Raw genomic sequence first — 23,006 nt, forward strand, 5'->3', positions numbered from 1 at the left:
CGCGTTCTGGTACGGCCCCGGCTCTGCAGCGCACGCCGCCGCAAGTGCGGCGTGGTGCGCTTTGTCCGGGGCGCGCTTCTGTGAAAAGTCGATAATGGAGGCGAGCCGCTAATTACTGCCGCGCCAGGGACAGCGAAAATTCGCCGTTGCGGACTCGGCCGGGCAGGCCTTCCACGAATTTTGCCACCGCGTCCTCGCCATAGGTGCTGACCAGTTCGGCGAAGGCGGCGAACAGGCTGGCCTGCGCCAGGCAATCGCCATCGACTCCATCATGCCGGGCTTCGGCCCAGGCTTCGTTCAAATAACTGAGCGCGGCCTGCTTCTGTTCTTGATCGGGCAGCGGGTCGCGAGCGGCGGAAAAGGACGATTGCTGGCTCATGAAACTCAACAGGCTGGAGCGCGACCCACAGCGGACCGCGGCGAATGCTTGAGCATTAGCATGCGGATTAACCGGCGAAAGGGCAGTTCTTTAGGAAAGGTTAATGGCGCCATTGGGGTTCCCGGCGAGCGGGAACTGCGCGTATCGTTGCGCGAGACTCGTGTCCCGGACGCGTTGCCGCGCTTGCGCGGCGACGCGAGCCGGGACCGTTTCAAGCGCTCTGTCTCACCATGCCGTCATTCCGGGGCGCGAGGCCGCTGCAGCGGCCGGTCCAACCAGGCAGTCATTCCGGGGCGGGAGGCCGAAGGCCGAGCGAACCCGGAATCTCGCTGCGAGCAAGGAAGCGCTTGTTGCAAGATTCCGGGTTCATTCGCAGCTTCGCTGTTCGTGCCCCGGAATGACGTCGTTGTTGATGAGGCGCTAATTCGCGTAGCGCGCGGTGAGGTCGCGGGAGATCTTCGAGCCTTCTTCGAGATAGCGGCGGATCGCGATGTCGGCGGCCGGGGTGCAGGTCCGGTAGGTCTGCTGGAAGCCGTTATAGCCGCGGTTGAAGCCGGCGATCATCTTGGTGCGGCGCTCGCCGGACGGCGTCTCGGCGTCGACCAGGGCCTGCATCTCGTTGCGCCATTTGGTGCCCTCGTTGGCGCCGCAGATGCCGCGCAGGTAATGCAGCGCGCCGAGAATTTCCGCCAGCCGCTGCAGGTCGCCGTCGAACGGCGCGGCGGCGTCCTGCGCCCGGGCCGGGGCGAGGCCGCAGCTGGCGACGATCATCAGGATGGCGAAAAGGCGGCTGAGCATGAACGGGTCCAAGCGTGGCCTGATATGCCTTCTCGGGCCGGGCGGCGCAAGGCGCGGCAATGGCGGGGTCAGCCGCGGATCAGCGCGGAGGCGAGGGCGGCGATCGCCGGCAGCCCCTCGGTATGGCGCAATTCGGCGATTGCGTCGGGCGCAATCCAGCGGAAATCGTCGAGTTCCTCGTTGAGCTTCGGCTCGCCGCCGATCCAGCGCGCTGCGAAACTCATGATCAGATAATGCCCGGCGTGCTGCGGCCCCGGCAGCACTTCGTGCCAGCCGGCGAGGCTGGCGATCTCGATCGACAGCGCGGTTTCCTCGGCGACCTCGCGCGTGAGCGCGGCGCTGAGCGATTCGCCGTATTCGACCCGGCCGCCCGGCAGCGAATAGAACCCCTTGGCCGGTGACCTGGCGCGGCGCACCACCAAGAGCCGGCCGTCGCGAAAGATCGCGGCGCTGACCGCGAGCTGCGGCCGCAGCGGCGGGGTGTCGAGATCGGAGGGCGCGGTCACGGCGCTCAATGCGCCATGATGTAGTCGACGTCGGCCTCGGCGCCCTGGCCGTTGATGATGCCGCCGGCGCGGGCGACCAGCGGCTTGACCCAGCCGACCGCCTGTTCGGCCAGCGCGGCGCGGGTTTTGTCCTGTTTGGCCTCGCGCATTGCCGCACCGACCGCGTTGAGGATCGCGGTCATGTTGCGTGCGATATCGTCGAAATCGGCGCGTATCGACGGATCGGCGTTGTCATAGGCCTCGATCGCGAGGTCGCGGGCCTTGAAATTGGAGGCGTGGAAATGCTCCGCATAGGACAACGGCTGCCATTCGAGAAAATCCTCGAAACATTCCGGCAGGTCCGGAATCATCTCCAACAGCATGATCGCTTCGTTGAAATGGTTGAGATAATCGGTGGCCAGGCCGGTGTTCGGATTGATGTTGGCGGCTGCCAGCTGGGCGGCGCGCGCGGCGGCATCGGCGCCGGGCGGCGCCTGGCGAGCAGTCTGCGCCGATTGCATGGTCATCGATGACATCGCGGCAGTGTTGGGGGTTTTCGGTTAAAGGGTGCTGAAGATGACAGTTTTTTGGCCAGGTCTTTGGTCAGGCCGATGTGCGGCCGGTTCGTAATCACCTCGCCGCCGGCCGCGGTGCGGCTGGCATTCGGCTATAGCGACCAGCCGAATTTCCCGGCGCGCTACAATATTGCCCCGACCCAGCCGATCCCGGTGGTGATCCTGGACAATGGCGCCCGCAGGTTCCGGCTGATGCGCTGGGGGCTGATCCCGTCCTGGGTCAAGGACCCGCGGCAATTCAGCCTGTTGATCAATGCCCGCTCAGAAACGGTGCTGGACAAGCCGGCGTTCCGCAACGCCATGAAGCGGCGGCGCTGCCTGGTGCCGGCCGACGGCTATTACGAGTGGCAAAGCGGTGGCAAGCCGAAACAGCCGTATTTCATCCATCCCGCCGACGGCGCGCCGCTCGGCCTCGCCGGCGTGGCGGAAACCTGGGTCGGCCCGAACGGCGAGGAGCTCGACACCGTGGCGATCGTCACCACGGCGGCGTCGCAGCCGATGGCGGTGCTGCACGACCGGGTGCCGGTGACGATTGCGCCCGGCGATTATGCGCGCTGGCTGGATTGCGCCGAGGTCTCGGCCGAGGAAGCGGCGACGCTGCTGCATCCGCCGGCGGAGGGCGCGTTGCGCTGGCATCCGGTGTCGACCGCGGTCAACCGCGTCGCCAATGATGACGCGCAATTGATCCTGCCGATCGCGGTCGGCGAGCCGGCGCCGGTCGAGCCGCCGAAGCCCGCCAAGGCCGCGGCGGCGTCGCGCCGCGCCGCCAAGGCGGTGTCCGGCGACGACGGGCAGGGCTCGCTGTTCTAGCAGCCGCGGTTCGCCGCCCGGGTCGAAGGGCGCAAAAACGCCCTTATTCTGTCGGAAGCCGCAATCCGCTCCATTCCGATCATCTCATCCTCAAACCGCGGTTTCCATTCCATGAAAGCCACTATTTGCCTTGCCTTCGTTGCCACGGCTGCGACGGCGGGGGTCGGCGTCGGTCCCGTGCAGGCGAGACAGTCGCAGGATCAGCAGATGATGAAGCTGTCGCCGGAAACCCGGCTCGAGCAGCGCTGCAACGCCAAGGCGATGGGAACGGTGAACCGCGAGCACAAGAACTTCAAGACCGACGAATTCGTCGCCTATGCGTTCGCCGACACCATCATCCAGGGCGAGTTGGTGAAGGCGCCTGGCGGTGCGATCCGCAACGGCAATACCTGGTATCACCTGGCTTACACCTGCCTGACCGCCGACCAGGGACTCACCGTCAAGTCGTTCAGCTATCAGCTCGGCGCCGCCGTCCCGCGCGGCGATTGGGACAAGCATTTTTTGGTGCCGAAGTAGCCGCGCGGCGGCGCTCAGAACATTTACGTTTGGATTGAAGCATCCAACTTAAACACAGCCGTCATTCCGGATTGCGAGTTCGCAAGAACGAGCAAGTCCGGAATCCATACTCCCTGCAGGGGTTATGGATTCCGGGCTCGCTCGCAGCTTGCGCTGCTCGCGCCCCGGAATGACGGCCAGCGCATCGATCCACTCGAAAGGTCTCTGACGCGCGAGCCGCAATCTTTGTTTCGTCATTGCGAGCCGAGGCCGGCGCGTAGCGCCGGTCGACAGCGAAGCAATCCAGGGGCTGCACGCGGAGCCCTGGATTGCTTCGTCGCAAGAGCTCCTCGCAATGACGAACTTGAATGCCTGATTTCTTCAGTGGCGCTTTAATCGCGCTTGAAGTTACAGCTACGGCGTCGGCTCGCGGCCGTCGAGCCATTTGGCGAATACCACGCGGTCCTGCTCGGCAAAGCCGAGCTGCTGATAAAACGCCTTCACCGGAAGATTGTCGCCGCGCACCAGCAGCATCAGTTTCTCGATGCCGCGCCCGCGCAGCCAGGCTTCCGCGGCATCCATGATGCTGCGGCCAAATCGCTTGCCGCGGTGGTCGGGATCGACCGCGACGTAATACACCCAGCCGCGATGGCCATCATGGCCGACCAGCGCCGTCGCGACGATTACGTCGCCGATGCGGCCCGCCAGCACCTCGGCGTTGGCGCCGCGGCGCGCCAGCGCGATGTCGGCGCCGGGATCGTTCCACGGCCGCGTCAGCCCGCAGCGCTGCCACAGCGCGATCACTTCGGGACTGTCGGCGTCGGCGATCGGCGCGATCGCCAGCGTGTCGGTGCTAGTCATTCGGGATTTGCCGTTGTTGCTTATGGGTGGGGATGCGCCAGCAGAACCTTGCCGGGATTCATGATGCCGAGCGGATCCAGCATGGTCTTCAGCGAGCGCATCAGTTGCATGGCCACCGGGTCCTTGACGCCGGGAAGCTCCGCGGCTTTCAGGAGGCCGATGCCGTGCTCGGCGGAGATCGAGCCGCCCATCTTCATCACGATCGCGAACACCACCGCGTTGACCTCGTGCCAGCGCGCCAGGAACGCCGCCGTATCGGCGCCGACCGGCTGGCTGATGTTGTAGTGGATGTTGCCGTCGCCGAGATGGCCGAACGGCACCGGCCGCGCGCCGGGGATCAGTTTCACCACCGCCTCATTGGCATCGGCAATGAACGCCGGTACCGCGGCGACCGGCACCGAGACGTCGTGCTTGATCGAGCCGCCTTCCGGCTTCTGCGCCGGCGAGATTTCTTCGCGCAATTTCCACAACGCCGCGCGCTGGCTGAGATTTTCCGCCATCACCGCGTCGTCGATCAGCGCTTCTTCGAGGCCGCGGGAAAGAATCGCCTCCAGCGTGTCGCGGCAATCCGCGCGCGACGACGACAATTCGATCAGCACGTACCAATCGTGCTTGCTCTGCAGCGGATCGCGATTGCCGAGCGCGACGCTGAAGCGCACCGCGATGTCGGCGATCAGTTCGAAGCTGGTCAGCGCGCCCGCCGCCTCGCTGCGCGCGATGTCGAGCAGCTTCAGCGCATCCTCCGGCGATTTCAGCCCGACGAAGCCGGTCTCCACCGCGCGCGGCTTCGGAAACAGCTTCAGCGTCGCCGCGGTGATGATGCCGAGCGTGCCCTCGGCGCCGATGAACAGGTCGCGCAGATCGTAGCCGGTGTTGTCCTTCTTCAGCTTCGACAGGCCGTTGAGAATCCGGCCGTCGGCCAGCACCACTTCGAGCCCGAGCGCCATGTCGCGCGCCAAGCCATAGGCCAGCGCGGCGGTGCCGCCGGCGTTGGTCGACAGGTTGCCGCCGATGGTGCAGGAGCCCTGCGCGCCGAGCGACAGCGGGAACAGCCGGTCGGCGTCGGCGGCGTGGCCTTGCGCGTTCTGCAGGATCATGCCGGCCTCCACCGTCATGGTGTTGGAGGCGAGGTCGATGTCGCGGAGCTTGTCCATCCGCTGCAGCGACACCACCACCTCGCCGTTCAACGGCGTCTGGCCGCCGACCAGGCCCGTGTTGCCGCCTTGCGGAACCAGCGCGATCCGCGCGGCGGTGGCGAGCTGGCAGATCGCCGCCACTTCGGCGGTCGAGCCCGGCCGCAGCACCAGCGGCGAGCGGCCGTGGAACAGGTTGCGGTCCTCGGTGACGTAAGGCGCCACGTCGGTCGGGTCGGTGACGGCGTATTTGTCGCCGACGATGGTCTTGAACCGGGCGATCATATCGGCGGAGAGCGGCGGCATGGCGGGTCCTGAAGGCTTGTCTTCGGGCGGGACGGCGAGGGCGGCAAGGTAGCAGATCCTCTAGCAGATCCTTTGACGCTGCGGTGATGGTCCACCGCTGCAGTGCGGCGAGAGGGCGCGCGGCAGATTTGCCGGAACAGGGCCACGAATTCTTTTGTGTAAATTGCCCGGAAGCGGCCTTAAAAGACCGCCAACCCTTTCATCTGCCAAGGAACTCGCCATGCCCGCCTATCGCTCCCGGACCTCAACCCATGGCCGCAACATGGCGGGGGCTCGCGGTTTGTGGCGTGCCACCGGCATGAAGAATGAGGATTTCGGCAAGCCGATCATCGCGGTGGTGAATTCCTTCACCCAGTTCGTGCCCGGTCACGTGCATCTGAAGGACCTCGGCCAATTGGTCGCCCGCGAAATCGAGAACGCCGGCGGCGTCGCCAAGGAGTTCAACACCATCGCGATCGACGACGGCATCGCGATGGGCCATGACGGCATGCTGTATTCGCTGCCGTCGCGCGAATTGATCGCCGACAGCGTCGAATACATGGTCAACGGCCATTGCGCCGACGCCATGGTGTGCATCTCGAATTGCGACAAGATCACCCCCGGCATGCTGATGGCCTCGCTGCGGCTCAACATTCCGACCATCTTCGTCTCCGGCGGGCCGATGGAAGCCGGCAAGGTCACGGTCGGCGGCAAGAAGCGCGCGGTCGACCTGATCGACGCCATGGTGGCGGCGGCCGACGACCGCGTCAGCGACGCCGACGTCGAAGCGATCGAGCGCTCGGCCTGCCCGACCTGCGGCTCCTGCTCCGGCATGTTCACCGCCAATTCGATGAACTGCCTGACCGAGGCGCTCGGTCTCGCGCTGCCCGGCAACGGCTCGGTGCTCGCCACCCACGCCGACCGCAAGGCGCTGTTCGTCGAGGCCGGCCATCTGATCGTCGATCTGGCCCGGCGCTATTACGAGCAAGACGACGAGACGGCGCTGCCGCGCAACATCGCCAGCTTCAAGGCGTTCGAGAACGCCATGACGCTCGACATCGCGATGGGCGGCTCGACCAACACCGTGCTGCATCTGTTGGCCGCGGCGCATGAGGGCGAGATCCCCTTCACCATGCAGGACATCGACCGGCTGTCGCGCCGCGTGCCGGTGCTGTGCAAGGTGGCGCCGTCGGTGCCCGACGTGCATCTGGAAGACGTGCATCGCGCCGGCGGCGTGATGGCGATCTTGGGCGAGCTCGACCGCGCCAAGCTGATCAACGCCGAACTGCCGACCGTGCACTCGGCCTCGCTCAGCGAAGCGCTGAACCGCTGGGACGTGATGCGCACCCAGAGCGACAGCGTGCGCAAGTTCTATAAGGCCGCACCCGGCGGCGTGCCGACGCAGGTCGCGTTCAGCCAGGACCAACGCTATGACGAGGTCGACACCGACCGCGCCACCGGCTGCATCCGCAACGCCGAACACGCGTTCTCCAAGGACGGCGGCCTCGCGGTGCTGTCCGGCAACCTCGCGATCGACGGCTGCATCGTCAAGACCGCCGGCGTCGACGCCAGCATCCTGACCTTCCAGGGCCCGGCGCGGGTGTTCGAGAGCCAGGACGCCGCGGTCGACGGCATTCTCGGCGGCAAGATCGTCCCCGGCGACATCGTGGTGATCCGCTATGAGGGACCGCGCGGCGGCCCCGGCATGCAGGAAATGCTGTATCCGACCAGCTATCTGAAATCGAAGGGGCTGGGCAAAGCCTGCGCGCTGATCACCGACGGCCGGTTCTCCGGCGGATCCTCGGGGCTGTCGATCGGCCACGTCTCGCCGGAAGCCGCCGAGGGCGGGCTGATCGGCCTCGTCGAAGAGGGCGACCGCATCGAGATCGACATTCCGCAGCGCTCGATCCGGCTCGCGGTCGACGACGCCGTGCTGGCGGAGCGCCGCGCCGCCATGCTGGCGCGCAAGGACGCCTGGAAGCCCGGGAAACGCGCCCGCAAGGTCACGTCGGCGCTGAAGGCCTACGCCGCAATGACCACCAGCGCCGCCCGCGGCGCGGTGCGGGTGGTGAAGGATTAGGGCGTTTCGACTGGGATTGAAGCGTCCAATCCAAATGCAGCCGTCATTCCGGATTGCGAGTTCGTTAGAACGAGCAAGTCCGGAATCCATATCCCCTGCAGGGGTTATGGATTCCGGGCTCGCTCGCAGCTGAAGCTGCTCGCGCCCCGGAATGACAGCGGTGGGAATCTTAGCGGCCAAGGCGGCGACCGTAACGGTCCCGGGTCTGCGGAGCAGCGCTCCGCGCTGCACCGCGCCCGGGACACAGGGAGTCCGGGAACTGGTCAGTAGCCGTAGGATGGGTTGAGCTCTTGCGAAACCCATGTCTTGCGAAACCCATGTCTTGCGAAACCCATGCCGTCGTCAGCGGCGAGCGCCGACGGCGCTACCTACTTCAGCGCCTCGCACACCGAGACGTGCTCGCTCTGCAGTAGCCCGGGGCTGCGGGTCGAGACCGCGCTCCACCACGCTTCCAGCGCGACGCGGCTGCATTTCAGCCGCACGCTCATGCCGTCGGCGAATTTGATCCAGTCGTCGAAGCGATAGTCCGGCACCGCGATCAGCACCGGAATGTCGGCGCTGAGCGCGCGATCGATCAGGTAGCACAGCCCCTGGCCTTCGCATTCCAGCTTGCCGAAGCGGTTGATGATGACGAGATCGGCGCCGCGCTCGATCGCAGCTTCAATCTGCGCGCCGGCCTCGAGCAATTGCCCGACGTCGAGCCGGCAGCCGGAGGCGAGCGCGCCGAGATTCTGGAACAGCTGAAGCTGTTCGCCGGAATGCACCAGCATCGCGGTCAGTTGCCGCTGATCCAGTTCGTGATGGCCGATCTGCACCAGCCCGACCGGGCGTGAGCCTCGCACCGAAAGATCCGCGGCGAAGTCGCGCAGGATCGCGTCGGGGTCCTGGTCCTTGTCATAGACCAGGGCTGCGAGGTCGCATTGCGAATCGAACATGACGTATCCTTCGCGGCGCGCGGAACTTTTATCATTGGCGTTATAGCTCGCTGTATATCACGATGGCGCGGCGCCACCAACAACGTGAACGACAGAGGCTGCGGCGGCTGCGCAACCCAGCCCGCCGTCAGGCGCCGGCCTTCTCGGCCTTCTTGCGGCCCTTGGCGATGTCGGCGCGTAGCGCAGTCAATTGGGTGCGCGCGGCGGTTGCGGCGGCCTTTTCGATCGCGCGATAGCGCTCGACCAGCGACTGGCCGAACGGCGTCAGCATCGCGCCGCCGCCGTTCTTGCCGCCGGTCTGGCGGTCCACCGCGGCATGGCCGCAGATCCGGTTCAATTCGTCGACCAGATCCCAGGCCCGCTTGTAGGACATGTCCATGGCGCGGCCGGCGGCGGAGATCGAGCCGCAGGCGGCGATGTTTTCCAGCAACTGGATCTTGCCCGGGCCGATCCGGCCCTCGGGATCGAGATCGATGCGGACGCTGAGCTGCGGCAAGGCGCGGGCAGGGGCTTTGGGCATGGGACGACCGTTCACAAGGATGTCGGAGAAGAGAATAGCCTGCGCGGCAAAACGGTCCAATCGATCATCGCCGCAATGGCGCGATGCGCACCTGGACGTCGCGCGGCTTCGCCAGATAGGGCGACGAGGTGACCAGGAGATCGGCGCCGGCCTGCGCATAGGCCGCGGCATTGCCGGCGTTGACGCCGCCGGCCGCGGCGATCACTGGGCGCCGCGGCATTGCGGCCAGCCGCGCCATCAGCGCCGCGATGTCGGCCGGCACGAATTTCTCTGCCTGGATCACGTCGAAGCCGGCTTCGGCCGCCGCCACGCCGGCCTCCACCGAGCTGACCTCGATCACCAGTTTCTTTTCCGGCGCACCGCGCCGCAGCCGCGACGCGGTGTCCGTCAATGTCTCGTCGCCGAGAAAGCCGCGATGCTCGGCGAACACCAAGAGCGTCTCCGACAGCCCCAGCCGATGCATCACGGCGCCGCCGGCCTTCACCGCCGCCACCGCGAAGCGCTTGGTGCCGGGGGTGTTCTTGCGGGTGCAGGCGACTACGGGGCCGGGCGAAACCGCGGTGGCGGCATCGACGATGTCGCGCGCGGCGCTGGCGACGCCCGACCAGATCTCGATCAGGGTCTGCGCCACCTTCCAGCTTTTCAACAGCGCCGCGGCGGCGCCTTCCGCGGTGAGGATCGCCGCGCCCGGCGCCAGCCTTGTCCCGGAAGTGGCGTGCAGCTCGACGCGGCCGCCGGCCAGTTCGATGATCGCGGCGGCGTCTTCGGCGAGCGCCAGCAGCATCGGATCGCGTGCGAAAAACTGCATCTGGCCCCATGCGGCGCCGATGCCGAGCGCCTCGGTGGTGAGGTCGCCATAAGGCACGTCATCGGCGAGCAGGCGCTCGAGTTCGGCGCGGCTCGCCGCGGTCGACAGGGTTTGGCTCAAGGGTCCGTCCTCTTCTTGCAGGCCAGCTTTACGGCCAAGCCGCCGCCGCTGGCAATCCGGCCGCCGCGGTTGCGCGGCGCCGTTCCGTTATGTCCGTTTGGATACACCGATGTCGGACATCCGACGGCGCGGCGGCGGTATGGTCCGATTCCCGGCGAAATCGCCTGGTTTCCTCCGCATTCCCAGCAATTCACGGACCAGTCCGGCGCGGCACGAAGCTTGCTCTTAGGTTGGACACTTGTCGGGCAGTGGCTCATTGTCGGAGGGCTTCGGCGCGCAACGCGCGAAATCTTCCGCCCACCCAGGACGCTTCGTCATGACGCTAGACCTTCCGGACCCCGATCCGACCCTCGTCGCCGCCATCGCCTACCGCGCCGAGGACGACGTCGACACCCTGCTGGCGGATTTCGGCGAGGCCTTGGTGCGCGCCGGCACCAAAGTCGGCGGCATCGTCCAGCGCAACAGCAAGGACGGCAACGGCAAGCTCTGCGGCATGCAGGCGATCGACCTGATGACCGGCCGCGCCATCGGCATTTCGCAGTCGCTCGGCTCCGGCTCCAGCGCCTGCAAGCTGGATAGCGCCGGGCTCGCCGAGGCCTCGCGCGCGGTGCAGGCCGCGGTCGGTGCCGACCTTGACCTCATCATCGTCAACAAATTCTCCAAGCAGGAGGCCGGCGGCCACGGCCTGCGCAGCGAGATCGCCGACGCGATCCAGAGCGGCCGGCCGCTGCTCACCGCGGTGCCGGCGTCGTGCCTGGAAGCCTGGAGCGAGTTCACCGGCGATCGCGGCACCACGCTGTTGTGCTCGCGCGCCGTGGTCGAAGACTGGTGGCGCGAAGTGTCCACCCGGCAGGCGCTGCTCCGCGGCGCCGCCCCGTCCCAGCCCGACGCGCGGAGAGCGACGTGACCCATAGCCGATTGAATTCGCGGATCCGCGCCAGCCAGTTGCCGATCGCGGTGCTGCTCGGCACCAACGAGATCGCCTCCGCGGTCGCAGTCAGCCTGACCGGGCTCGGCTACGCGGTGATCCTGTGCCACGATCCGTTTCCGCCGGTGATGCGCCGGGCGATGTCGTTTCACGACGCGCTGTTCGACGACCGCGCGGTGGTCGATGGCGTCGCCGGCAAGCACGCCGAGACCCCGAGCGAGATCGCCGCGGTGTTCTCCACGCCCGGCCAGGTGGTCGTCACTTCGCTGCATCTCACCGACATCATCGCGCTGCACCCGATCAAGATCCTGGTGGACGCGCGGATGCAGAAGCATCGCGTCACCCCGGATTTCCGCGGCATCGCCGACGTCACCATCGGGCTCGGCCCGCAATTCACCGTCGACATCAATTGCGACATCGCGGTGGAAACCCGCCCGGCCAAGAACGGCACCGTGGTGCGCTCCGGCCGCACCGATGCGCCGGACGGCGTCGCCCGCGCGCTCGGCGGCGTCGGCGCCGAACGCTTCGTCTATTCCGACCGCGACGGCCGCTGGCATACCGCGCTGGAAATCGGCACCCGGATTTTCAAAGGCGTGGTGCTCGGCCATCTCGACGGCCAGCCGGTGCCGGCGTCGCTCGACGGCGTGCTGCGCGGCCTGGTGCGCGATTCCACGCTGGTGCCGGCCGGCGTCAAATTGCTGGAGATCGATCCGCGCGGCGCCAATGCCAAATGGACCGGCACCGACGAGCGCGGCCGCGACATCGCCAAGGCCACGCTGACGGCGATCCGGTTGCGTGCGCTGCGCCCGGCGATCAAGGATGTCGGCGCCGGCGTGTACTACATCTGAGCGCAATTCAGGCGGGGCGACCAGCGATGGCCAAAGTGACGTTCTACGAAAAGCCCGGCTGCGGCGGCAACGCCCGGCAGAAGGCGCTGCTGATGTCCTCGGGCCACGACGTCGAGGTGCGCAACCTGCTGACCCAGCCGTGGGACGCCGCATCGCTGCGGCCGTTCTTCGGCGACAAGCCGGTCGCCGACTGGTTCAACGCCTCCTCGCCGCGGGTGAAATCCGGCGAGGTCAAGCCGGCCGAACTGTCCGCCGAGGCGGCGCTTTCGCTTATGCTCGAAGATCCGCTGCTGATCCGCCGTCCCTTGATACAGGTCGGCGAACGCCGCGAAGCCGGCTTCGATCAGGCCGCGGTCGATGCCTGGATCGGGCTGCGGCCGACCGACGTTGTCGTTACCGACCGCTGCCTGAAGGAAGGCGACGCCGCGCACGCCGCGGCCTGCCGCGCCGCCGCGGAGCCGTAGCCGCTGCGTCATTGCCAGCCGCGCCCGCCGCTGGTGCCGTCGAGCGCCGCGCGGCAGGCCCGCGACACTTGCGGCCGATGGCTGTTCAGGCAGTTGCGCACGCCGCGATTGCCGTGCCGGATGCCGGCGCAATAGGCGTCGATATCACGCGCGCAGACCTGGCCGACCGGGCCGCGGCCGTCGCCATAGCCGCGGCCCTGCGCCTGCGCGGCGTCGATCGTCGACAACGCCAATGCTGCGAACAGCGCGGTGAGAATGAGGCTCTTGGTCATCTGTGGTCTCCATGGTTGCGGATGAGAAAGCGCGGGCTATTGCGGCGCGTAGCTGCGCCGCTGCCCCCAGCCGGTGTTGTCGAGCGCCATGCGGCAGCCTTCGCTGAGCTTGTCGCGGGTGGTGTCGAGGCAGCGCCGCACCAGCCCGCTGCCGTGCTCGATGCCGGCGCAGTGCTCGGCGATTTCGCTCATGCACAGCCGCGCCACCGGCCCCATGCCGGGGGCCATGTCGGGGCCGGTGCCCTCGATCGCGGCAAGGCAGTTTTCGCCGAGCTGCTTCTGGTGATCGTTGAGGCAGACCCAGGCCGCCGGACCGCGCGGTGTGGTCGGGCAATGCGCCTCGATCTCCTTGGCGCACAGCGCGGTGATCACCTGCATGCGGCCCATGCCGCCGCCCATGCCCATCCCCATGCCAGGGCCAGGGCCGCCGGGGCCCGGGCTCTGGGCGAGGGCGGGCGTGGAGAGCAGCGCGGCCAATGCGCCGAGCGCGACGATGCCGATTGGTTTGCGGGTCATGATGTGCCTCCTTGATTGCAGGTTCGCAGCGACCTTGCGCCGCGCGCTCTGTCGCCAGACTGAAACCCGGCTTCAGCGTCCTGTAAGGTTGCGGCCGCTAGATCACGGGGCGACCCATGCTCGCGGAGGACGCCGCAGTGACCACGCGCTCGATTCACGCTCTGCCGGCGGCACTGCTGCTGGCGCTGTCGGTCCCGGCGCTGGCGCAACCGACGCCGAGCCCGCGCGAATGCGCGCTGCGCGACGACGCGCCGCCCGAGACCACCGCGGCATTCGCGGCGATATTGGCCAAGATCAAGGCGCGTTTCCCCGATGCGCATATCCTGAAGATCGAGCGCACCGCGCTCGATCTCGAAGGCCGCCGGCTGGCCTACGAGGTCAAGCTGCTGCCGCAGGACGGCCGCATCGCCTGGCTGCGGTTCGATGCGCGCACGCTGGAGCCGCTACAAGGCGCCGCGCCGGAGCGCGATTGCGCGCCGTCATAGCCGCGCGGCGATCGCGGGCAGGAGCCACCATGCGCGTTCTGCTGATCGAGGACGACACCCGGCTGGCGCGGCAGATCGCCGAGGTGCTCGAGCGCGCCGGCTACACCGTCGATCGCAGCGCCGACGGCGAGGACGGCTGGTTCATGGGCGACAGCGGCGTCTATGACGCCGCGATCCTCGACCTCGGCCTGCCGGGGCTCGACGGGCTGTCGGTGCTGCGGCGCTGGCGCGACGCCAAGCGCGCGACGCCGGTGCTGATCCTGACCGCGCGGGCGTCGTGGCGCGAAAAGGTCACCGGGCTGCGCGAAGGCGCCGACGACTATCTGACCAAGCCGTTCGAGATCGAAGAACTGCTGGCGCGGATCGAGGCGCTGATCCGCCGCGCCTCCGGCCACGCCACCGCGGAGATCAGCGTCGCCGGGCTCAGGCTCGATCCCTCGACGCAACGCATCAGCCGCGACGGCGCGCCGCTCGATCTCACCGCGCTGGAATATCGCGCGCTGGCCTATCTGATGATGCATCCCGCCAAGGTGGTGTCGAAAACCGAACTCACCGAACACATCTACGGCCAGGACGACGACCGCGATTCCAACGTCATCGAGGTTCTGGTCAACCGGCTGCGCAAGAAGATCGGCGCCGATGCGATCCGCACCCGGCGCGGTCACGGTTACCAACTGACGGACGTGGCGCCATGACGCGGGCGCCGTCGCTGAAGCTGCGGCTGGTCAGCGCCTCGCTGGCCTGGGTGGTGGTCTCGCTCGCGGTCACCGGCGTGCTGCTGGTTTGGCTGTTCCGCTCGCATATCGAACGCCGCTTCGATCTGACGCTGCACGATCATCTCGAGGAACTCGCCGCCGCCGCCGAACTCGACGACCGCGGCGGGCCGACGCTGTCGTGGGAGCCGGCCGATCCGCGCTTCAAGCCGGCGCTGTCCGGCTGGTACTGGGAAATCCGCGCCGACGGCGGAATACTGCGCGCTTCGGCCTCGCTCGGCGGCGCGCCGCTCGCCGGGCAAAGCCCCGGCGTCGGCCGGCCGGCGTCCTATCAGTACGTCACGGGACCGGCCGGCGAGAGCCTGCGCGTCATCGTGCAGGACATCGTGCTGCCGAACCGCGCGGCGCCGCTCACCGTGCTGGTCGCCGGCCCCTGCCTCGACATCCATGCCGACGTGCGCAGCTTCGCCGGCAACCTTGCGCTGTCGCTCGGCCTGCTCGGGCTGACGCTCGGCGCGCTGGTGCTGCTGCAGGTCGGCTACGGGCTGCGGCCGCTGCGCGCGGTGCAGAGCGCGCTCAACGCGATGCGGTTCGGCACGCGCGACCAACTCGACGAAACCGCCGGCCCGGTCGAGGTGCTGCCGCTGATCCAGGAGGTCAACGCGCTGTTGCGGCAACGCCAGGCCACCATCGATCTGGCGCGCGCCGAAGCCGGCGATCTCGCCCATGCGCTGAAGACCCCGATCGCGGTGATCAGCAACGAGGCCGCGCTGATCGCCGGCGCCGCCGGCACGGTGTTGAAAGCCGAGATCGACCGCATGCGGCGCGCCGTCGAGCATCATCTGGTGCGCTCGCGCGCCGCCGCCGGTTTCCGCGCGCCGCACGCCCGCGCTGCGCTCGCCGAGGTGCTGGCCGATGTCCGCTTCAGCCTGCAGCGGCTCTATCCCGAGCGCGCTCTGAGCATCGACGCGCCCGCAGACGCGTGGTTCGCCGGGCAGGCCGACGATCTCGGCGAGATGATCGGCAACCTCGCCGACAATGCCGGGAAGTGGGCGCGGCAGCGGGTCGCGATCGGCGTCGCGCTGGCCGGGCCGCGGCTGATCGTCACCGTCGACGATGACGGGCCGGGGCTCGGCGCCGAGGATCGCGCGGCCGCGATGCAGCGCGGCGGCCGGCTCGACAGCGAAAAGCCCGGCCATGGGCTCGGGCTCTCGATCGTCGCGCATCTGGCGGAACTGTATGGCGGGGGATTGACGCTGGCGCCGTCGCCGCAAGGCGGGCTGCGCGCCGAACTGGATCTGCCGGCGGCGGTGTAAGCCGCGCCGCGCGATCGTGTAACGCGCAAGATCACATGGCACAGGGCTGTTGAGGCGGGATTACCCGGGAAAATCCGGGATATTGTGAGACGCCGCAATGGCTTGGGCGGCTCTTGAGTAGTCCCGCTGGCGGTGGGCACCGCGCAAGATCAAATGGCAGTTCTGGCGCCATAGGCTACGGGCGCGCTGCCGAAAAACATCGAGAAATCAGTGATCGCCAGCGCCGAACTCCGAAACGAGTTCGGAGTTCGGCGATTAGCACCGGAAATGCGGGTTATGCCCGTCTCACGCCGCTTTCTCTAGCTTCGCGGCTTCAGGCGCCGCGGCCGAACTCCGAAAACCGCGTGCCACACTTAACGCCGCACGCGGCGCTCGGCGGTGCGCAAGGCGCGCTCACAGCTCGCCAGGTTCTGCCGGTACGACTCGTCGAGCCGATTGACGGCGACCAGCGTCCGGGCCGGCTCCTCGTCGCGGACGATCGCCGCCACCGCAGCCGACAGATCCCCGGCCGCCATCCAGCACGACGCCCGGGCATCGCCCGGCTTGGTGCCTTGCAACAGCCGCGACTCGATCTGAAACAGCCGGCCCTTCTGCGTCCTCAACTCACGCGCGTCGCCGGTCTGTAATGCTGCCGTTATCAGCTTTTCGGCATCGCGAATCTCGCGAACGGCCGCCTCGAAGTCGGGATTCGCCTCGGCGTACGCGTTGAGCACCGCATCGACCTGCTGCATGGCCCGCTCGGCGCTGACCGGAACCGGCGCAGATGGCTCGGCCGAAGCCGTGCCGATGGCAAAAATGCAGGCCGAAAAGGCCGTCGAAAAGGTCTTAGAACCGGCCATTTTCAGCCCCAATCGTCAAACTGGTAATTGCAATTCGCTGCCATTGACCCGAGAAACGGATCTATCAGGGCCAGCAGCCGCACCACCATCAAGCCGAGGCTTTGCCGGTGCCGGGCGCGGCCTGTGCGGCTCTGATTTCTGCACGTAACTGCGCGACGATCAACTTGATCATAGCACCGCACTCCTCGGGGTCCCCGGTTGCGTCGATGATCTCGCTGTATTTACGGAAGGCGAGCCGGCCGAGGTCTATCGGCGGTAGCGCCACCCTCTCTTCCTTGTAGAGCCGATGGACCGCGTCAAAAACGCGGCCGAACAGCTCGTCATTGCCAGATGTCTCCCTTACGCGCCCGAAATTGGCGTCGCCAAATTTGGCATTTTGCGACGGTGTGAACCGGTCGTCCCCATCTCCCTTCAGCAGCCAATCGACTGACACGTCGCAAGCCTCTGCAATTTTCATCAGCGACGTGGCTGAAGGCTCGTTCGTCGCTGCGATGTAATGACCGAGAGTGCGCGGCGGAATTCCCGCCATTCTCGCAACGTCCTTTTGAAGTCCGCGTCTCTCGACGGCGAATTTAATCCGGCCTGCGAGGCCCATCAGATGCGGCTTTCGATCCAATTTCCAGTTCCAAACTGCGACATTTGGCTTGCGAATCAGATGCCAAATATGGCATTCAGAAATTCACAAAAGCGATCACGTTACGGACCCGAGAAAAGCCGGCCCCTGCCAGGGCCGGCTCAGCCGGAGGACATCAATGCAGCGTTGGGACAGGTTTTCGATCAAGGCCGAGGTGCAGCGGCGCGGAGAAACCCTAACCGGCCTGGCGATCGATGCCGGCCTTGAGGAATCCGCCTGTCGTGTCGCGCTGGTCCGCCGCAACACCCGCGGGGAACAGGCGATCGCCGCGTATCTCGGTATCCCGGTCGAGGACCTGTGGCCCGATCGTCACAAGATGCCCAAGCGCAAGACTATCGCGGAACGTCGGCGACTCGCCAGTCAAAAGCGGGACGCCTGCACGGACATCGGAGAGGCCGCATGACCCCCGATCTGTCCAAGGTCCGGCCGCTCGTTGACTTCCCGCGCGTGCGCCCGGCGCCGCTGCCACAGGCCGAGCGCGATGCCGGCCTGCTGGCGATGTGGCAGGCGAACCGCGGCCTTCCGGCGAGCGCGCGCGATGCGCTGCTGGCGCGCTACGCGGCGCCGTCACTGATCGGGGGTGCGCGATGACGTGGCTCCAGCTCGCTGCGGCCGCCCCGCAATCCTTCACTGCCGTGTCGACGGTGCCGGAGCAACAATACCAAGCCCTGCTGGCGGAAATTCATCGCGCCATGGCGGAAGGGGCTTCCTTTCAAACATTCCGAACACGAGTAGCAGCGCTGCAGTTGCGCGTTCTTGGTCCGGCCCTGATCGGGGGCAGGCAATGAACACCTCACCACATACCCCGGGGCCTCCGGTCGAAGATCACCGCGTCACCGTCATCCACCGTTTTGCGCACACGGCTACCGCATACGTGGCACGCCAGAATGTGCGCGTGCAGCTCCGCCTTCTCGAACTGCAGGAGCGACTTCTTCTTGTCGCCAAAGCAGCGAGCGCAGTAGCAGGGCGCTGGCTGTTGCGGTTGTCCCGCCGCGTTACTGACGTAGGCAAAGGCGTCAGGCCCGAGCTGCTGAAGAGAGTAGTTTTTCGCGTCGGCTTCGAATGCTCGCAGCTCGGCATTCTCGCGATCGAGCTCCGCATTGCGCTTTTCGATCGCGGAATAGCGATCAAGCAGCGCGCTATATGCCTCACGCATCGCCTGCATCCGATCGAGAAGATCGCCGATCTGCCCATTCAATTCGTTTCGGGCCTCCTGGTCGATTTTCCCGCCGATCTTCAGGGCCGTGTCCCGGAGTGTCTTCGCCGCCGTGGCGGCGGCGTTGAAGATGCCGAACGGGTCAATTGTCACTCGAATTCCTCCGACTCGGTTGGTCACGCGTCCGAGTGTGAGGAGACGCGCCACCTGCGGCAAGTGGTGGGGCGGCGGGGCTACCCGCATCCCTCCCGAATGACTGCGGCGGACGAACAGCCTTTGGCTGAGCGTTCGCCGCCTCTTTCCCACCCCTTCAAAGCCGGCTGAAATGATCCGAAAAAGCATCAAAATCGAAGATATCGACGCCTCCGAGCGTCTGCGCGAGCTGCGGCCCGATTGGGTCGAGACCTTCGCCGAACAGATTGCCGCCGGGGAGCCTCTTCCGGCGATCGAAGTTGCCGCCAAGCCGGACGGCAAGTGGCTGCTGCTACTCGGTGCGCATCGTCTCGCCGCCCACGCCAAGGCCGGCCGGACGATCATTGACGCCGACGTCTCCGATATTTCGGCGCTGGATGCCGACGCCTGCCGGCTCCGGGAAGTCAAGGGGAATCTGGTTTGCGCCGAGCTGTCGGTGCTCGATCGCGCGGTCTCGCTGGCCGAGTGGAAGCGGATTTACGAGGCCAAGAACCCGCTGCCGAAGCGCGGGCGCCCCGCCGCAGGGGAAAATGGCGAAAAGATTTCGAACATTTTCGTCGAGCGGTTTTCCGCGGCTGCGGCGCGCGCGCTCGGCATCACCGAGCGGTCGGTTCAGCTCGCTCTTGAAGTCGCTTCGATCGACGCCGAGGTGCGCCGTAAGCTCGCGCTGCACGAGGTCTCCGACAGTCAAAGCGAACTGCTGGCACTGGCGCGGCAGAGCGTCGCCCGTCAGCGCGAGATCGCCAAGCTGCTGCTCGATCCAGAGAGCGGCATCGCCTACGTCGACGACGCCATCGCGGCGATCGACAAGACCCCGGCTCCGGCGCGCGCCTCGGCCTGGGAGGCGATTTCCAACAAATTCTCCAAGCTGAAGGAAGCGCAGCAATACGCGTTCTTCGACGCGCACCAAGACGCCATCGCGATCTGGCAGAAGTCCCGAAAGGCGTAGAGCGATGGCCCCCCGGCGACGCGACACCTCAACCTTGGATCTGTTTCGGGACGTCGAGCCCACGCAAGTGGTGCGTCGGTTCGATGCCGAAGAGATCAAGGCGTGGAGTGCCGCGCGCCGTCTGTCGCGCGCCATCGCGGCGGCGCTCGACGGTTTCAAACGGGAAGAGGTCGCGATCCAGCTGTCCGAACAACTCGGCGAAGCCGTCTCCAAGGCGACGCTCGACGCCTACGCGTCGCCGGAAAAGCCCCACGCGATCCCGGCGCACCGGCTCGCGGCGCTCTACGCCGTTACTGCCGACGAGCGGCTGCTGAATGCGCTGCTCAATGAGGTCGGGCTGATCGCGGTTCCTGCCAAATACGAGGCGTTGCTGAAACGCGAGCGTGCTCGCGAGCTGAAGGAGCGCGCCGAGCGCGACGAACAGGCCGCCGATGCCGAGTGGAGGGCGCGCCGATGAAGGAATGGTGCACAGCGCGCGAACTTGCGGACGCATCTCTCGCCAGCCTTCCGGATACCGAGCGCGGAATCCAGCTCTTCGCGCAGCGTGAGGGCTGGAACGATAGTGTCGCCTATGTGCGACGCCGCTCCGGTCGCGGCGGCGGCCTCGAATACAACGTCAGCCTTTTGCCGCCGTCGGCACGTGTCGAGTTTGAGCGTCGCCACCGCGTGGTCCAGGCGCCGGAGCCGGCCGCTGTCAACGTTGCACCGACCCTCGGCTCCGGATTGAGCGACCGCGCCGCACGGGAACGCGACGCGCGGCTCGCAGTGGTCGCAGCCTTCCAGGCTTTCGAGCGGGGCCAGCGGCTCGGCAACGCGTCCCGCTCCAAGATCTTCGTCGACGCCTACAACGGCGGCACGTTGATCATTGATGCGTGGATCCGCGACCTCATTCCGCAACTTTCGCCGCGATCTCTCGCGCGCTGGTGTGCGGCGCGGCGCGCCGGGCGGGCCGATCGCCTCGCAGTCGATCGCGCCGCCGCCCGAAAGGGCAAGGGCGTGCTCGATGTCGCCTGCAACGGCCGGGTCCGCGCCTATTTGCTGGCGTTGATCGCGCACAATCCGCATTTGTCCGCGCAGCACCTGCGCACGCTCCTCCGCTCCGAGTTCGGCGACCAGCTCACGCTCGCCGATGGACAGCTGGTCGAGGTGCCGCCGGTGCGGACGATCCAGCATGCCGTGGCGAAGCTCAAAAAGGACGAAGAGGTCGCGCTCACCAAGCTGTCGCACCCGGATCGCTATCGCTCGACCATGGCACCGTCCGGTGTCGGCACCTATCGCTGGGTCAGCGAGCCGAACACGCTGTGGATGATCGACGCATCTCCTGTCGATGCGCTCTGTGTCGACGGCCGTCACTCGATCTACGCCGCGATCGACATCGCGACGCGCCGGCAGAAGCTCTATGTGTCGCGCACCCCGCGCGCCTCCGCCGTCGCGCTGCTGATCCGCAAAGCAATCATGGCCTGGGGTGCTCCGGACAAGATCAAAACCGATAACGGCAGCGATTTCGTCGCCAATGACACCAAGCGTCTGTTCGCCGCGCTCGATATCGAGATGGAGCTTTCAGACGCCTATTCGCCGCAACAAAAAGGCCATGTCGAACGCGTCATCAAGACTTTCCAGCACGATTGCGCCACGCTGCTGCCCGGCTTCGTCGGCCACAACGTCGCCGATCGCAAGCGGATCGAGGATCGCAAGAGTTTTGCCGCCCGGCTCGGCGAGGAAACCGCCGAAACCTTCGGCGTTTCGCTGACTGGCGCCGAGCTGCAGGCGGTTGTCGATCGTTGGGTCGATACGGTTTACGAGCAGCGCACTCACAGCGCGCTCGGCATGTCGCCGATGCTGGCCGCCGCCGGCTCGAAGCGACCGATCCGCACCGTCGATCCACGGGCGCTCGATCTGCTGCTGATGCCGGTTACCGGCATGCGGACCGTCACCAAGTTCGGCATCCGGGTCGATAATTTCCACTACGTGATCAACGCGGCGTTCCCGGGCGACCGGGTGATGGTCCGTCAGGATCCGATCGACGCCGGCCGCATCATCGCGTTCGACGCCGATAGCGGCGCCTATGTCGGTGACGGCATCTGCCCGGAGCTTGCCGGTGTCGATCCTGCCGAGTTGCTCCGCGCCAAGCGCGAGATCACCACCGAAAAGTTGGCGGAGAAGACCCGCGAGGCGCGCAAGGAAATCAAGAAGCTCACCAGCGGCCGGTCGCTGATCGAGCGCGTGCTCGAGGTCGCCCAGCGCGACATGCCGAACGTCATCGCGCTGCCGAAGCGCGAGGAGAAGCACGAGACGCCCGCGATCAGCGCAGCGCTCGACGCGATGGTGCCGCGCGAAGCGCCGCAGGCCTCCGCCGAGGTGCTGGCGATGCAGGCCAAACTGATCGCCGAAGAAACCGTCGTGCCGCTGCGCACAGCAGAAACCCCGCATCAGCTCTGGCAGCGCGCGCTTAATGTGATCGCTCGCATGCGCGCCGGCGAGCCCGTCAGCGCCGACGAGGCGATGTGGTTGGGCGGCTACCGCGAAGGCCCCGACTTCAAGGCGCGTGCGTTGATGCACGGCGACCCGATAGAAACGAAAAACCCCGCCGCGTCCTGGACCGACGCGGCGGGGCAGCAATCACTGTGAAGGAGATCAAGATGACTGCAACTAACAACGGCGTCAAGGGTGGGCAGGTGCCCCTGAAGAACGTCGCGTCGTTTCTGACGCTGACGATGCGGCTGATCGACAGATCTTCCCATCTGCCCGGCTTCGGCGTGTTCCACGGCCCCTCCGGCTTCGGCAAGACCGAGGCCAGTATCTACACGCAGAACAAGACCAACGCCGTGCGCGTCGAGGTCGGCGAATCGTGGACGCAGAAGAAGTTCCTCCAGGAAGTGCTGTTCGAGCTGCGCATGCAGGCCAAGGGGACGATCGCCGATCTCGCCGACCAGGTGAAGGCCGCGCTCGGCGATGATCCGCGGCGGCCGCTGATCATCGACGAGGCCGACAAGCTAATCCGCAAGAACGGCCTCCTCGAAATCGTGCGCGAGATCGGCGACGTCGCCGGCTGCCCGGTAATTCTGATTGGCGAAGAGATGCTGCCGGAAAAGCTGGCGGTGCACGAGCGATTCCACAATCGCGTGCTCGACTGGACCGGCGCCGAGCCATGCGATGCCGACGACGTCGCCGCGCTCGCGGCGGCGCTCTGCCGCGGCGTCACCATCGCGCCGGACCTGCAGGCGGAGATTTGCCGCCAGTCGGCCGGTCGAGCTCGCCGCATCTGCACCAACCTCGACGAAGCTCTGAAGATCGCCCGGAACAAGGGTCTGAAAACCGTCGACCTCGCGGCCTGGGGCGGAACGAAGTACTACACTAACAAGCCGCCGGGAGCGCGCTTCGTCTCCTCCAGCTCGCGTCGGGGTGCGTAG

30 protein-coding genes are annotated in these 23,006 nt (G+C 66.8%); 16 read left to right on the plus strand and 14 right to left on the minus strand.

From position 1 onward, the window contains the following. Positions 1-112: 112 nt before the first annotated feature. The 4 genes from HNR60_RS07320 to HNR60_RS07335 form a co-directional block, all read right to left on the minus strand. Positions 113-379: a hypothetical protein gene (locus HNR60_RS07320; protein WP_184255904.1), complete on the minus strand. Its 267-nt coding sequence runs from the start codon at positions 377-379 to the stop codon at positions 113-115. 420 nt (positions 380-799) lie between these two features. Beyond that, positions 800-1,177 carry a TIGR02301 family protein gene (locus tag HNR60_RS07325; RefSeq protein WP_184255906.1) on the minus strand — a complete coding sequence of 126 codons (378 nt, stop codon included), beginning with the start codon at positions 1,175-1,177 and terminating at the stop codon, positions 800-802. Between the two features lie 68 nt (positions 1,178-1,245). Then, on the minus strand, positions 1,246-1,683 hold the full coding sequence (locus tag HNR60_RS07330) for an NUDIX domain-containing protein (RefSeq protein ID WP_184255908.1): 438 nt from the start codon (positions 1,681-1,683) through the stop codon (positions 1,246-1,248). Between the two features lie 5 nt (positions 1,684-1,688). Continuing rightward, positions 1,689-2,198 carry a hypothetical protein gene (locus tag HNR60_RS07335; RefSeq protein WP_184255910.1) on the minus strand — a complete coding sequence of 170 codons (510 nt, stop codon included), beginning with the start codon at positions 2,196-2,198 and terminating at the stop codon, positions 1,689-1,691. Positions 2,199-2,273: 75 nt separating this feature from the next. On the opposite strand from HNR60_RS07335, the gene HNR60_RS07340 reads away from it, so the two are divergent. Next, positions 2,274-3,047, plus strand: coding sequence for an SOS response-associated peptidase (locus HNR60_RS07340; protein WP_184255912.1), 774 nt, complete (start codon positions 2,274-2,276; stop codon positions 3,045-3,047). Between the two features lie 207 nt (positions 3,048-3,254). After that, positions 3,255-3,563 (plus strand): DUF930 domain-containing protein, encoded by a 309-nt coding sequence (locus tag HNR60_RS07345; RefSeq protein ID WP_184255914.1) that lies wholly within the window; start codon positions 3,255-3,257, stop codon positions 3,561-3,563. 393 nt (positions 3,564-3,956) lie between these two features. Here the strand turns inward: HNR60_RS07345 and HNR60_RS07350 are convergent, their stop codons facing one another. Next, positions 3,957-4,403: a GNAT family acetyltransferase gene (locus tag HNR60_RS07350; protein WP_184255916.1), complete on the minus strand. Its 447-nt coding sequence runs from the start codon at positions 4,401-4,403 to the stop codon at positions 3,957-3,959. A 20-nt stretch (positions 4,404-4,423) separates the two neighbouring features. Further along, on the minus strand, positions 4,424-5,842 hold the full coding sequence (locus tag HNR60_RS07355) for an FAD-binding oxidoreductase (RefSeq protein WP_184255918.1): 1,419 nt from the start codon (positions 5,840-5,842) through the stop codon (positions 4,424-4,426). A 220-nt stretch (positions 5,843-6,062) separates the two neighbouring features. Between HNR60_RS07355 and ilvD the strand changes: the two genes are divergently transcribed. Further along, positions 6,063-7,901 (plus strand): dihydroxy-acid dehydratase, encoded by a 1,839-nt coding sequence (gene ilvD, locus HNR60_RS07360; RefSeq protein WP_184255920.1) that lies wholly within the window; start codon positions 6,063-6,065, stop codon positions 7,899-7,901. A 368-nt stretch (positions 7,902-8,269) separates the two neighbouring features. Here ilvD and HNR60_RS07365 read toward each other — a convergent pair whose 3' ends face one another. From HNR60_RS07365 to modD, 3 genes are all read right to left on the minus strand, one after another. Then, entirely contained in the window at positions 8,270-8,836 is a 567-nt protein-coding gene (locus tag HNR60_RS07365) for a DUF2478 domain-containing protein (protein ID WP_184255922.1), read from the minus strand. A gap of 127 nt (positions 8,837-8,963) precedes the next feature. Next, positions 8,964-9,356 (minus strand): winged helix-turn-helix domain-containing protein, encoded by a 393-nt coding sequence (locus HNR60_RS07370; RefSeq protein ID WP_184255924.1) that lies wholly within the window; start codon positions 9,354-9,356, stop codon positions 8,964-8,966. Between the two features lie 64 nt (positions 9,357-9,420). Then, complete coding sequence (modD, locus tag HNR60_RS07375; RefSeq protein WP_184255926.1) at positions 9,421-10,284, minus strand: ModD protein; 864 nt, start codon at positions 10,282-10,284, stop codon at positions 9,421-9,423. Positions 10,285-10,600: 316 nt separating this feature from the next. On the opposite strand from modD, the gene HNR60_RS07380 reads away from it, so the two are divergent. From HNR60_RS07380 to HNR60_RS07390, 3 genes are read left to right on the plus strand one after another with little or no spacing between them, the layout of a single operon-like run. Continuing rightward, the gene (locus HNR60_RS07380; RefSeq protein WP_184255928.1) at positions 10,601-11,191 is read left to right on the plus strand and encodes a DUF2478 domain-containing protein; all 591 of its coding nucleotides are present in this window, start codon (positions 10,601-10,603) and stop codon (positions 11,189-11,191) included. Next, the gene (locus HNR60_RS07385; RefSeq protein WP_184255931.1) at positions 11,188-12,060 is read left to right on the plus strand and encodes a xanthine dehydrogenase; all 873 of its coding nucleotides are present in this window, start codon (positions 11,188-11,190) and stop codon (positions 12,058-12,060) included. The genes HNR60_RS07380 and HNR60_RS07385 overlap by 4 nt, the downstream gene beginning before the upstream one ends. Before the next feature lie 26 nt (positions 12,061-12,086). Continuing rightward, entirely contained in the window at positions 12,087-12,524 is a 438-nt protein-coding gene (locus HNR60_RS07390) for an ArsC/Spx/MgsR family protein (protein WP_184255933.1), read from the plus strand. A gap of 8 nt (positions 12,525-12,532) precedes the next feature. On the opposite strand, the gene HNR60_RS07395 is transcribed toward HNR60_RS07390, so the two are convergent. Both HNR60_RS07395 and HNR60_RS07400 read right to left on the minus strand, forming a co-directional pair. Further along, positions 12,533-12,796: a hypothetical protein gene (locus HNR60_RS07395; protein WP_184255935.1), complete on the minus strand. Its 264-nt coding sequence runs from the start codon at positions 12,794-12,796 to the stop codon at positions 12,533-12,535. 36 nt (positions 12,797-12,832) lie between these two features. After that, positions 12,833-13,312, minus strand: coding sequence for a hypothetical protein (locus tag HNR60_RS07400; protein WP_184255937.1), 480 nt, complete (start codon positions 13,310-13,312; stop codon positions 12,833-12,835). Positions 13,313-13,449: 137 nt separating this feature from the next. Here HNR60_RS07400 and HNR60_RS07405 point away from each other — a divergent pair, with 137 nt between their 5' ends. The 3 genes from HNR60_RS07405 to HNR60_RS07415 are packed head-to-tail and all read left to right on the plus strand — an operon-like array spanning position 13,450 to position 15,826. Continuing rightward, on the plus strand, positions 13,450-13,797 hold the full coding sequence (locus HNR60_RS07405; protein ID WP_184255940.1) for a PepSY domain-containing protein: 348 nt from the start codon (positions 13,450-13,452) through the stop codon (positions 13,795-13,797). A gap of 29 nt (positions 13,798-13,826) precedes the next feature. Continuing rightward, complete coding sequence (locus HNR60_RS07410; protein WP_184255941.1) at positions 13,827-14,492, plus strand: response regulator transcription factor; 666 nt, start codon at positions 13,827-13,829, stop codon at positions 14,490-14,492. After that, positions 14,489-15,826 carry an ATP-binding protein gene (locus HNR60_RS07415; protein WP_184255943.1) on the plus strand — a complete coding sequence of 446 codons (1,338 nt, stop codon included), beginning with the start codon at positions 14,489-14,491 and terminating at the stop codon, positions 15,824-15,826. Before HNR60_RS07410 ends, HNR60_RS07415 begins: the two co-directional genes overlap by 4 nt. A gap of 353 nt (positions 15,827-16,179) precedes the next feature. On the opposite strand, the gene HNR60_RS07420 is transcribed toward HNR60_RS07415, so the two are convergent. Both HNR60_RS07420 and HNR60_RS07425 read right to left on the minus strand, forming a co-directional pair. Next, positions 16,180-16,665 carry a hypothetical protein gene (locus HNR60_RS07420; RefSeq protein ID WP_184255945.1) on the minus strand — a complete coding sequence of 162 codons (486 nt, stop codon included), beginning with the start codon at positions 16,663-16,665 and terminating at the stop codon, positions 16,180-16,182. A gap of 88 nt (positions 16,666-16,753) precedes the next feature. Beyond that, on the minus strand, positions 16,754-17,281 hold the full coding sequence (locus tag HNR60_RS07425; RefSeq protein ID WP_184255947.1) for a helix-turn-helix domain-containing protein: 528 nt from the start codon (positions 17,279-17,281) through the stop codon (positions 16,754-16,756). Positions 17,282-17,417: 136 nt separating this feature from the next. Here HNR60_RS07425 and HNR60_RS07430 point away from each other — a divergent pair, with 136 nt between their 5' ends. From HNR60_RS07430 to HNR60_RS07440, 3 genes are read left to right on the plus strand one after another with little or no spacing between them, the layout of a single operon-like run. Beyond that, positions 17,418-17,702 (plus strand): helix-turn-helix domain-containing protein, encoded by a 285-nt coding sequence (locus HNR60_RS07430; RefSeq protein WP_184255949.1) that lies wholly within the window; start codon positions 17,418-17,420, stop codon positions 17,700-17,702. Then, positions 17,699-17,890 carry a hypothetical protein gene (locus HNR60_RS07435; RefSeq protein WP_184255952.1) on the plus strand — a complete coding sequence of 64 codons (192 nt, stop codon included), beginning with the start codon at positions 17,699-17,701 and terminating at the stop codon, positions 17,888-17,890. Before HNR60_RS07430 ends, HNR60_RS07435 begins: the two co-directional genes overlap by 4 nt. Then, a complete protein-coding gene (locus tag HNR60_RS07440; RefSeq protein WP_184255954.1) occupies positions 17,887-18,087 on the plus strand; it encodes a hypothetical protein in 201 nt (66 codons plus the stop codon). Before HNR60_RS07435 ends, HNR60_RS07440 begins: the two co-directional genes overlap by 4 nt. A gap of 5 nt (positions 18,088-18,092) precedes the next feature. Here HNR60_RS07440 and HNR60_RS07445 read toward each other — a convergent pair whose 3' ends face one another. Next, positions 18,093-18,608: a hypothetical protein gene (locus HNR60_RS07445; RefSeq protein ID WP_184255956.1), complete on the minus strand. Its 516-nt coding sequence runs from the start codon at positions 18,606-18,608 to the stop codon at positions 18,093-18,095. A 172-nt stretch (positions 18,609-18,780) separates the two neighbouring features. Here HNR60_RS07445 and HNR60_RS07450 point away from each other — a divergent pair, with 172 nt between their 5' ends. The 4 genes from HNR60_RS07450 to HNR60_RS07465 are packed head-to-tail and all read left to right on the plus strand — an operon-like array spanning position 18,781 to position 23,006. Beyond that, positions 18,781-19,596, plus strand: a complete 816-nt coding sequence (locus HNR60_RS07450) for a ParB N-terminal domain-containing protein (RefSeq protein ID WP_184255958.1) — start codon at positions 18,781-18,783, stop codon at positions 19,594-19,596. A 4-nt stretch (positions 19,597-19,600) separates the two neighbouring features. After that, positions 19,601-20,053, plus strand: coding sequence for a phage regulatory CII family protein (locus tag HNR60_RS07455; protein ID WP_184255960.1), 453 nt, complete (start codon positions 19,601-19,603; stop codon positions 20,051-20,053). Continuing rightward, on the plus strand, positions 20,050-22,224 hold the full coding sequence (locus tag HNR60_RS07460; protein ID WP_184255962.1) for a Mu transposase C-terminal domain-containing protein: 2,175 nt from the start codon (positions 20,050-20,052) through the stop codon (positions 22,222-22,224). Before HNR60_RS07455 ends, HNR60_RS07460 begins: the two co-directional genes overlap by 4 nt. After that, positions 22,221-23,006, plus strand: a complete 786-nt coding sequence (locus HNR60_RS07465) for an AAA family ATPase (protein ID WP_347339318.1) — start codon at positions 22,221-22,223, stop codon at positions 23,004-23,006. The genes HNR60_RS07460 and HNR60_RS07465 overlap by 4 nt, the downstream gene beginning before the upstream one ends.

The organism is Rhodopseudomonas rhenobacensis (genome assembly GCF_014203125.1).
Taxonomy (GTDB): Bacteria; Pseudomonadota; Alphaproteobacteria; order Rhizobiales; family Xanthobacteraceae; genus Rhodopseudomonas_A; species Rhodopseudomonas_A rhenobacensis.

Excerpts from the sequence above, each read along its gene's own strand:
- HNR60_RS07320 (WP_184255904.1), bottom strand. The coding sequence starts at position 379 with ATGAGCCAGCAATCGTCCTTTTCCGCCGCTCGCGACCCGCTGCCCGAT.
- HNR60_RS07325 (WP_184255906.1), bottom strand. The coding sequence starts at position 1,177 with ATGCTCAGCCGCCTTTTCGCCATCCTGATGATCGTCGCCAGCTGCGGC.
- HNR60_RS07335 (WP_184255910.1), bottom strand. The coding sequence starts at position 2,198 with ATGTCATCGATGACCATGCAATCGGCGCAGACTGCTCGCCAGGCGCCG.
- HNR60_RS07340 (WP_184255912.1), top strand. The coding sequence starts at position 2,274 with ATGTGCGGCCGGTTCGTAATCACCTCGCCGCCGGCCGCGGTGCGGCTG.
- HNR60_RS07345 (WP_184255914.1), top strand. The coding sequence starts at position 3,255 with ATGATGAAGCTGTCGCCGGAAACCCGGCTCGAGCAGCGCTGCAACGCC.
- HNR60_RS07350 (WP_184255916.1), bottom strand. The coding sequence starts at position 4,403 with ATGACTAGCACCGACACGCTGGCGATCGCGCCGATCGCCGACGCCGAC.
- HNR60_RS07355 (WP_184255918.1), bottom strand. The coding sequence starts at position 5,842 with ATGCCGCCGCTCTCCGCCGATATGATCGCCCGGTTCAAGACCATCGTC.
- ilvD (WP_184255920.1), top strand. The coding sequence starts at position 6,063 with ATGCCCGCCTATCGCTCCCGGACCTCAACCCATGGCCGCAACATGGCG.
- HNR60_RS07365 (WP_184255922.1), bottom strand. The coding sequence starts at position 8,836 with ATGTTCGATTCGCAATGCGACCTCGCAGCCCTGGTCTATGACAAGGAC.
- HNR60_RS07370 (WP_184255924.1), bottom strand. The coding sequence starts at position 9,356 with ATGCCCAAAGCCCCTGCCCGCGCCTTGCCGCAGCTCAGCGTCCGCATC.
- HNR60_RS07380 (WP_184255928.1), top strand. The coding sequence starts at position 10,601 with ATGACGCTAGACCTTCCGGACCCCGATCCGACCCTCGTCGCCGCCATC.
- HNR60_RS07390 (WP_184255933.1), top strand. The coding sequence starts at position 12,087 with ATGGCCAAAGTGACGTTCTACGAAAAGCCCGGCTGCGGCGGCAACGCC.
- HNR60_RS07395 (WP_184255935.1), bottom strand. The coding sequence starts at position 12,796 with ATGACCAAGAGCCTCATTCTCACCGCGCTGTTCGCAGCATTGGCGTTG.
- HNR60_RS07400 (WP_184255937.1), bottom strand. The coding sequence starts at position 13,312 with ATGACCCGCAAACCAATCGGCATCGTCGCGCTCGGCGCATTGGCCGCG.
- HNR60_RS07410 (WP_184255941.1), top strand. The coding sequence starts at position 13,827 with ATGCGCGTTCTGCTGATCGAGGACGACACCCGGCTGGCGCGGCAGATC.
- HNR60_RS07415 (WP_184255943.1), top strand. The coding sequence starts at position 14,489 with ATGACGCGGGCGCCGTCGCTGAAGCTGCGGCTGGTCAGCGCCTCGCTG.
- HNR60_RS07420 (WP_184255945.1), bottom strand. The coding sequence starts at position 16,665 with ATGGCCGGTTCTAAGACCTTTTCGACGGCCTTTTCGGCCTGCATTTTT.
- HNR60_RS07430 (WP_184255949.1), top strand. The coding sequence starts at position 17,418 with ATGCAGCGTTGGGACAGGTTTTCGATCAAGGCCGAGGTGCAGCGGCGC.
- HNR60_RS07435 (WP_184255952.1), top strand. The coding sequence starts at position 17,699 with ATGACCCCCGATCTGTCCAAGGTCCGGCCGCTCGTTGACTTCCCGCGC.
- HNR60_RS07440 (WP_184255954.1), top strand. The coding sequence starts at position 17,887 with ATGACGTGGCTCCAGCTCGCTGCGGCCGCCCCGCAATCCTTCACTGCC.
- HNR60_RS07450 (WP_184255958.1), top strand. The coding sequence starts at position 18,781 with ATGATCCGAAAAAGCATCAAAATCGAAGATATCGACGCCTCCGAGCGT.
- HNR60_RS07455 (WP_184255960.1), top strand. The coding sequence starts at position 19,601 with ATGGCCCCCCGGCGACGCGACACCTCAACCTTGGATCTGTTTCGGGAC.
- HNR60_RS07460 (WP_184255962.1), top strand. The coding sequence starts at position 20,050 with ATGAAGGAATGGTGCACAGCGCGCGAACTTGCGGACGCATCTCTCGCC.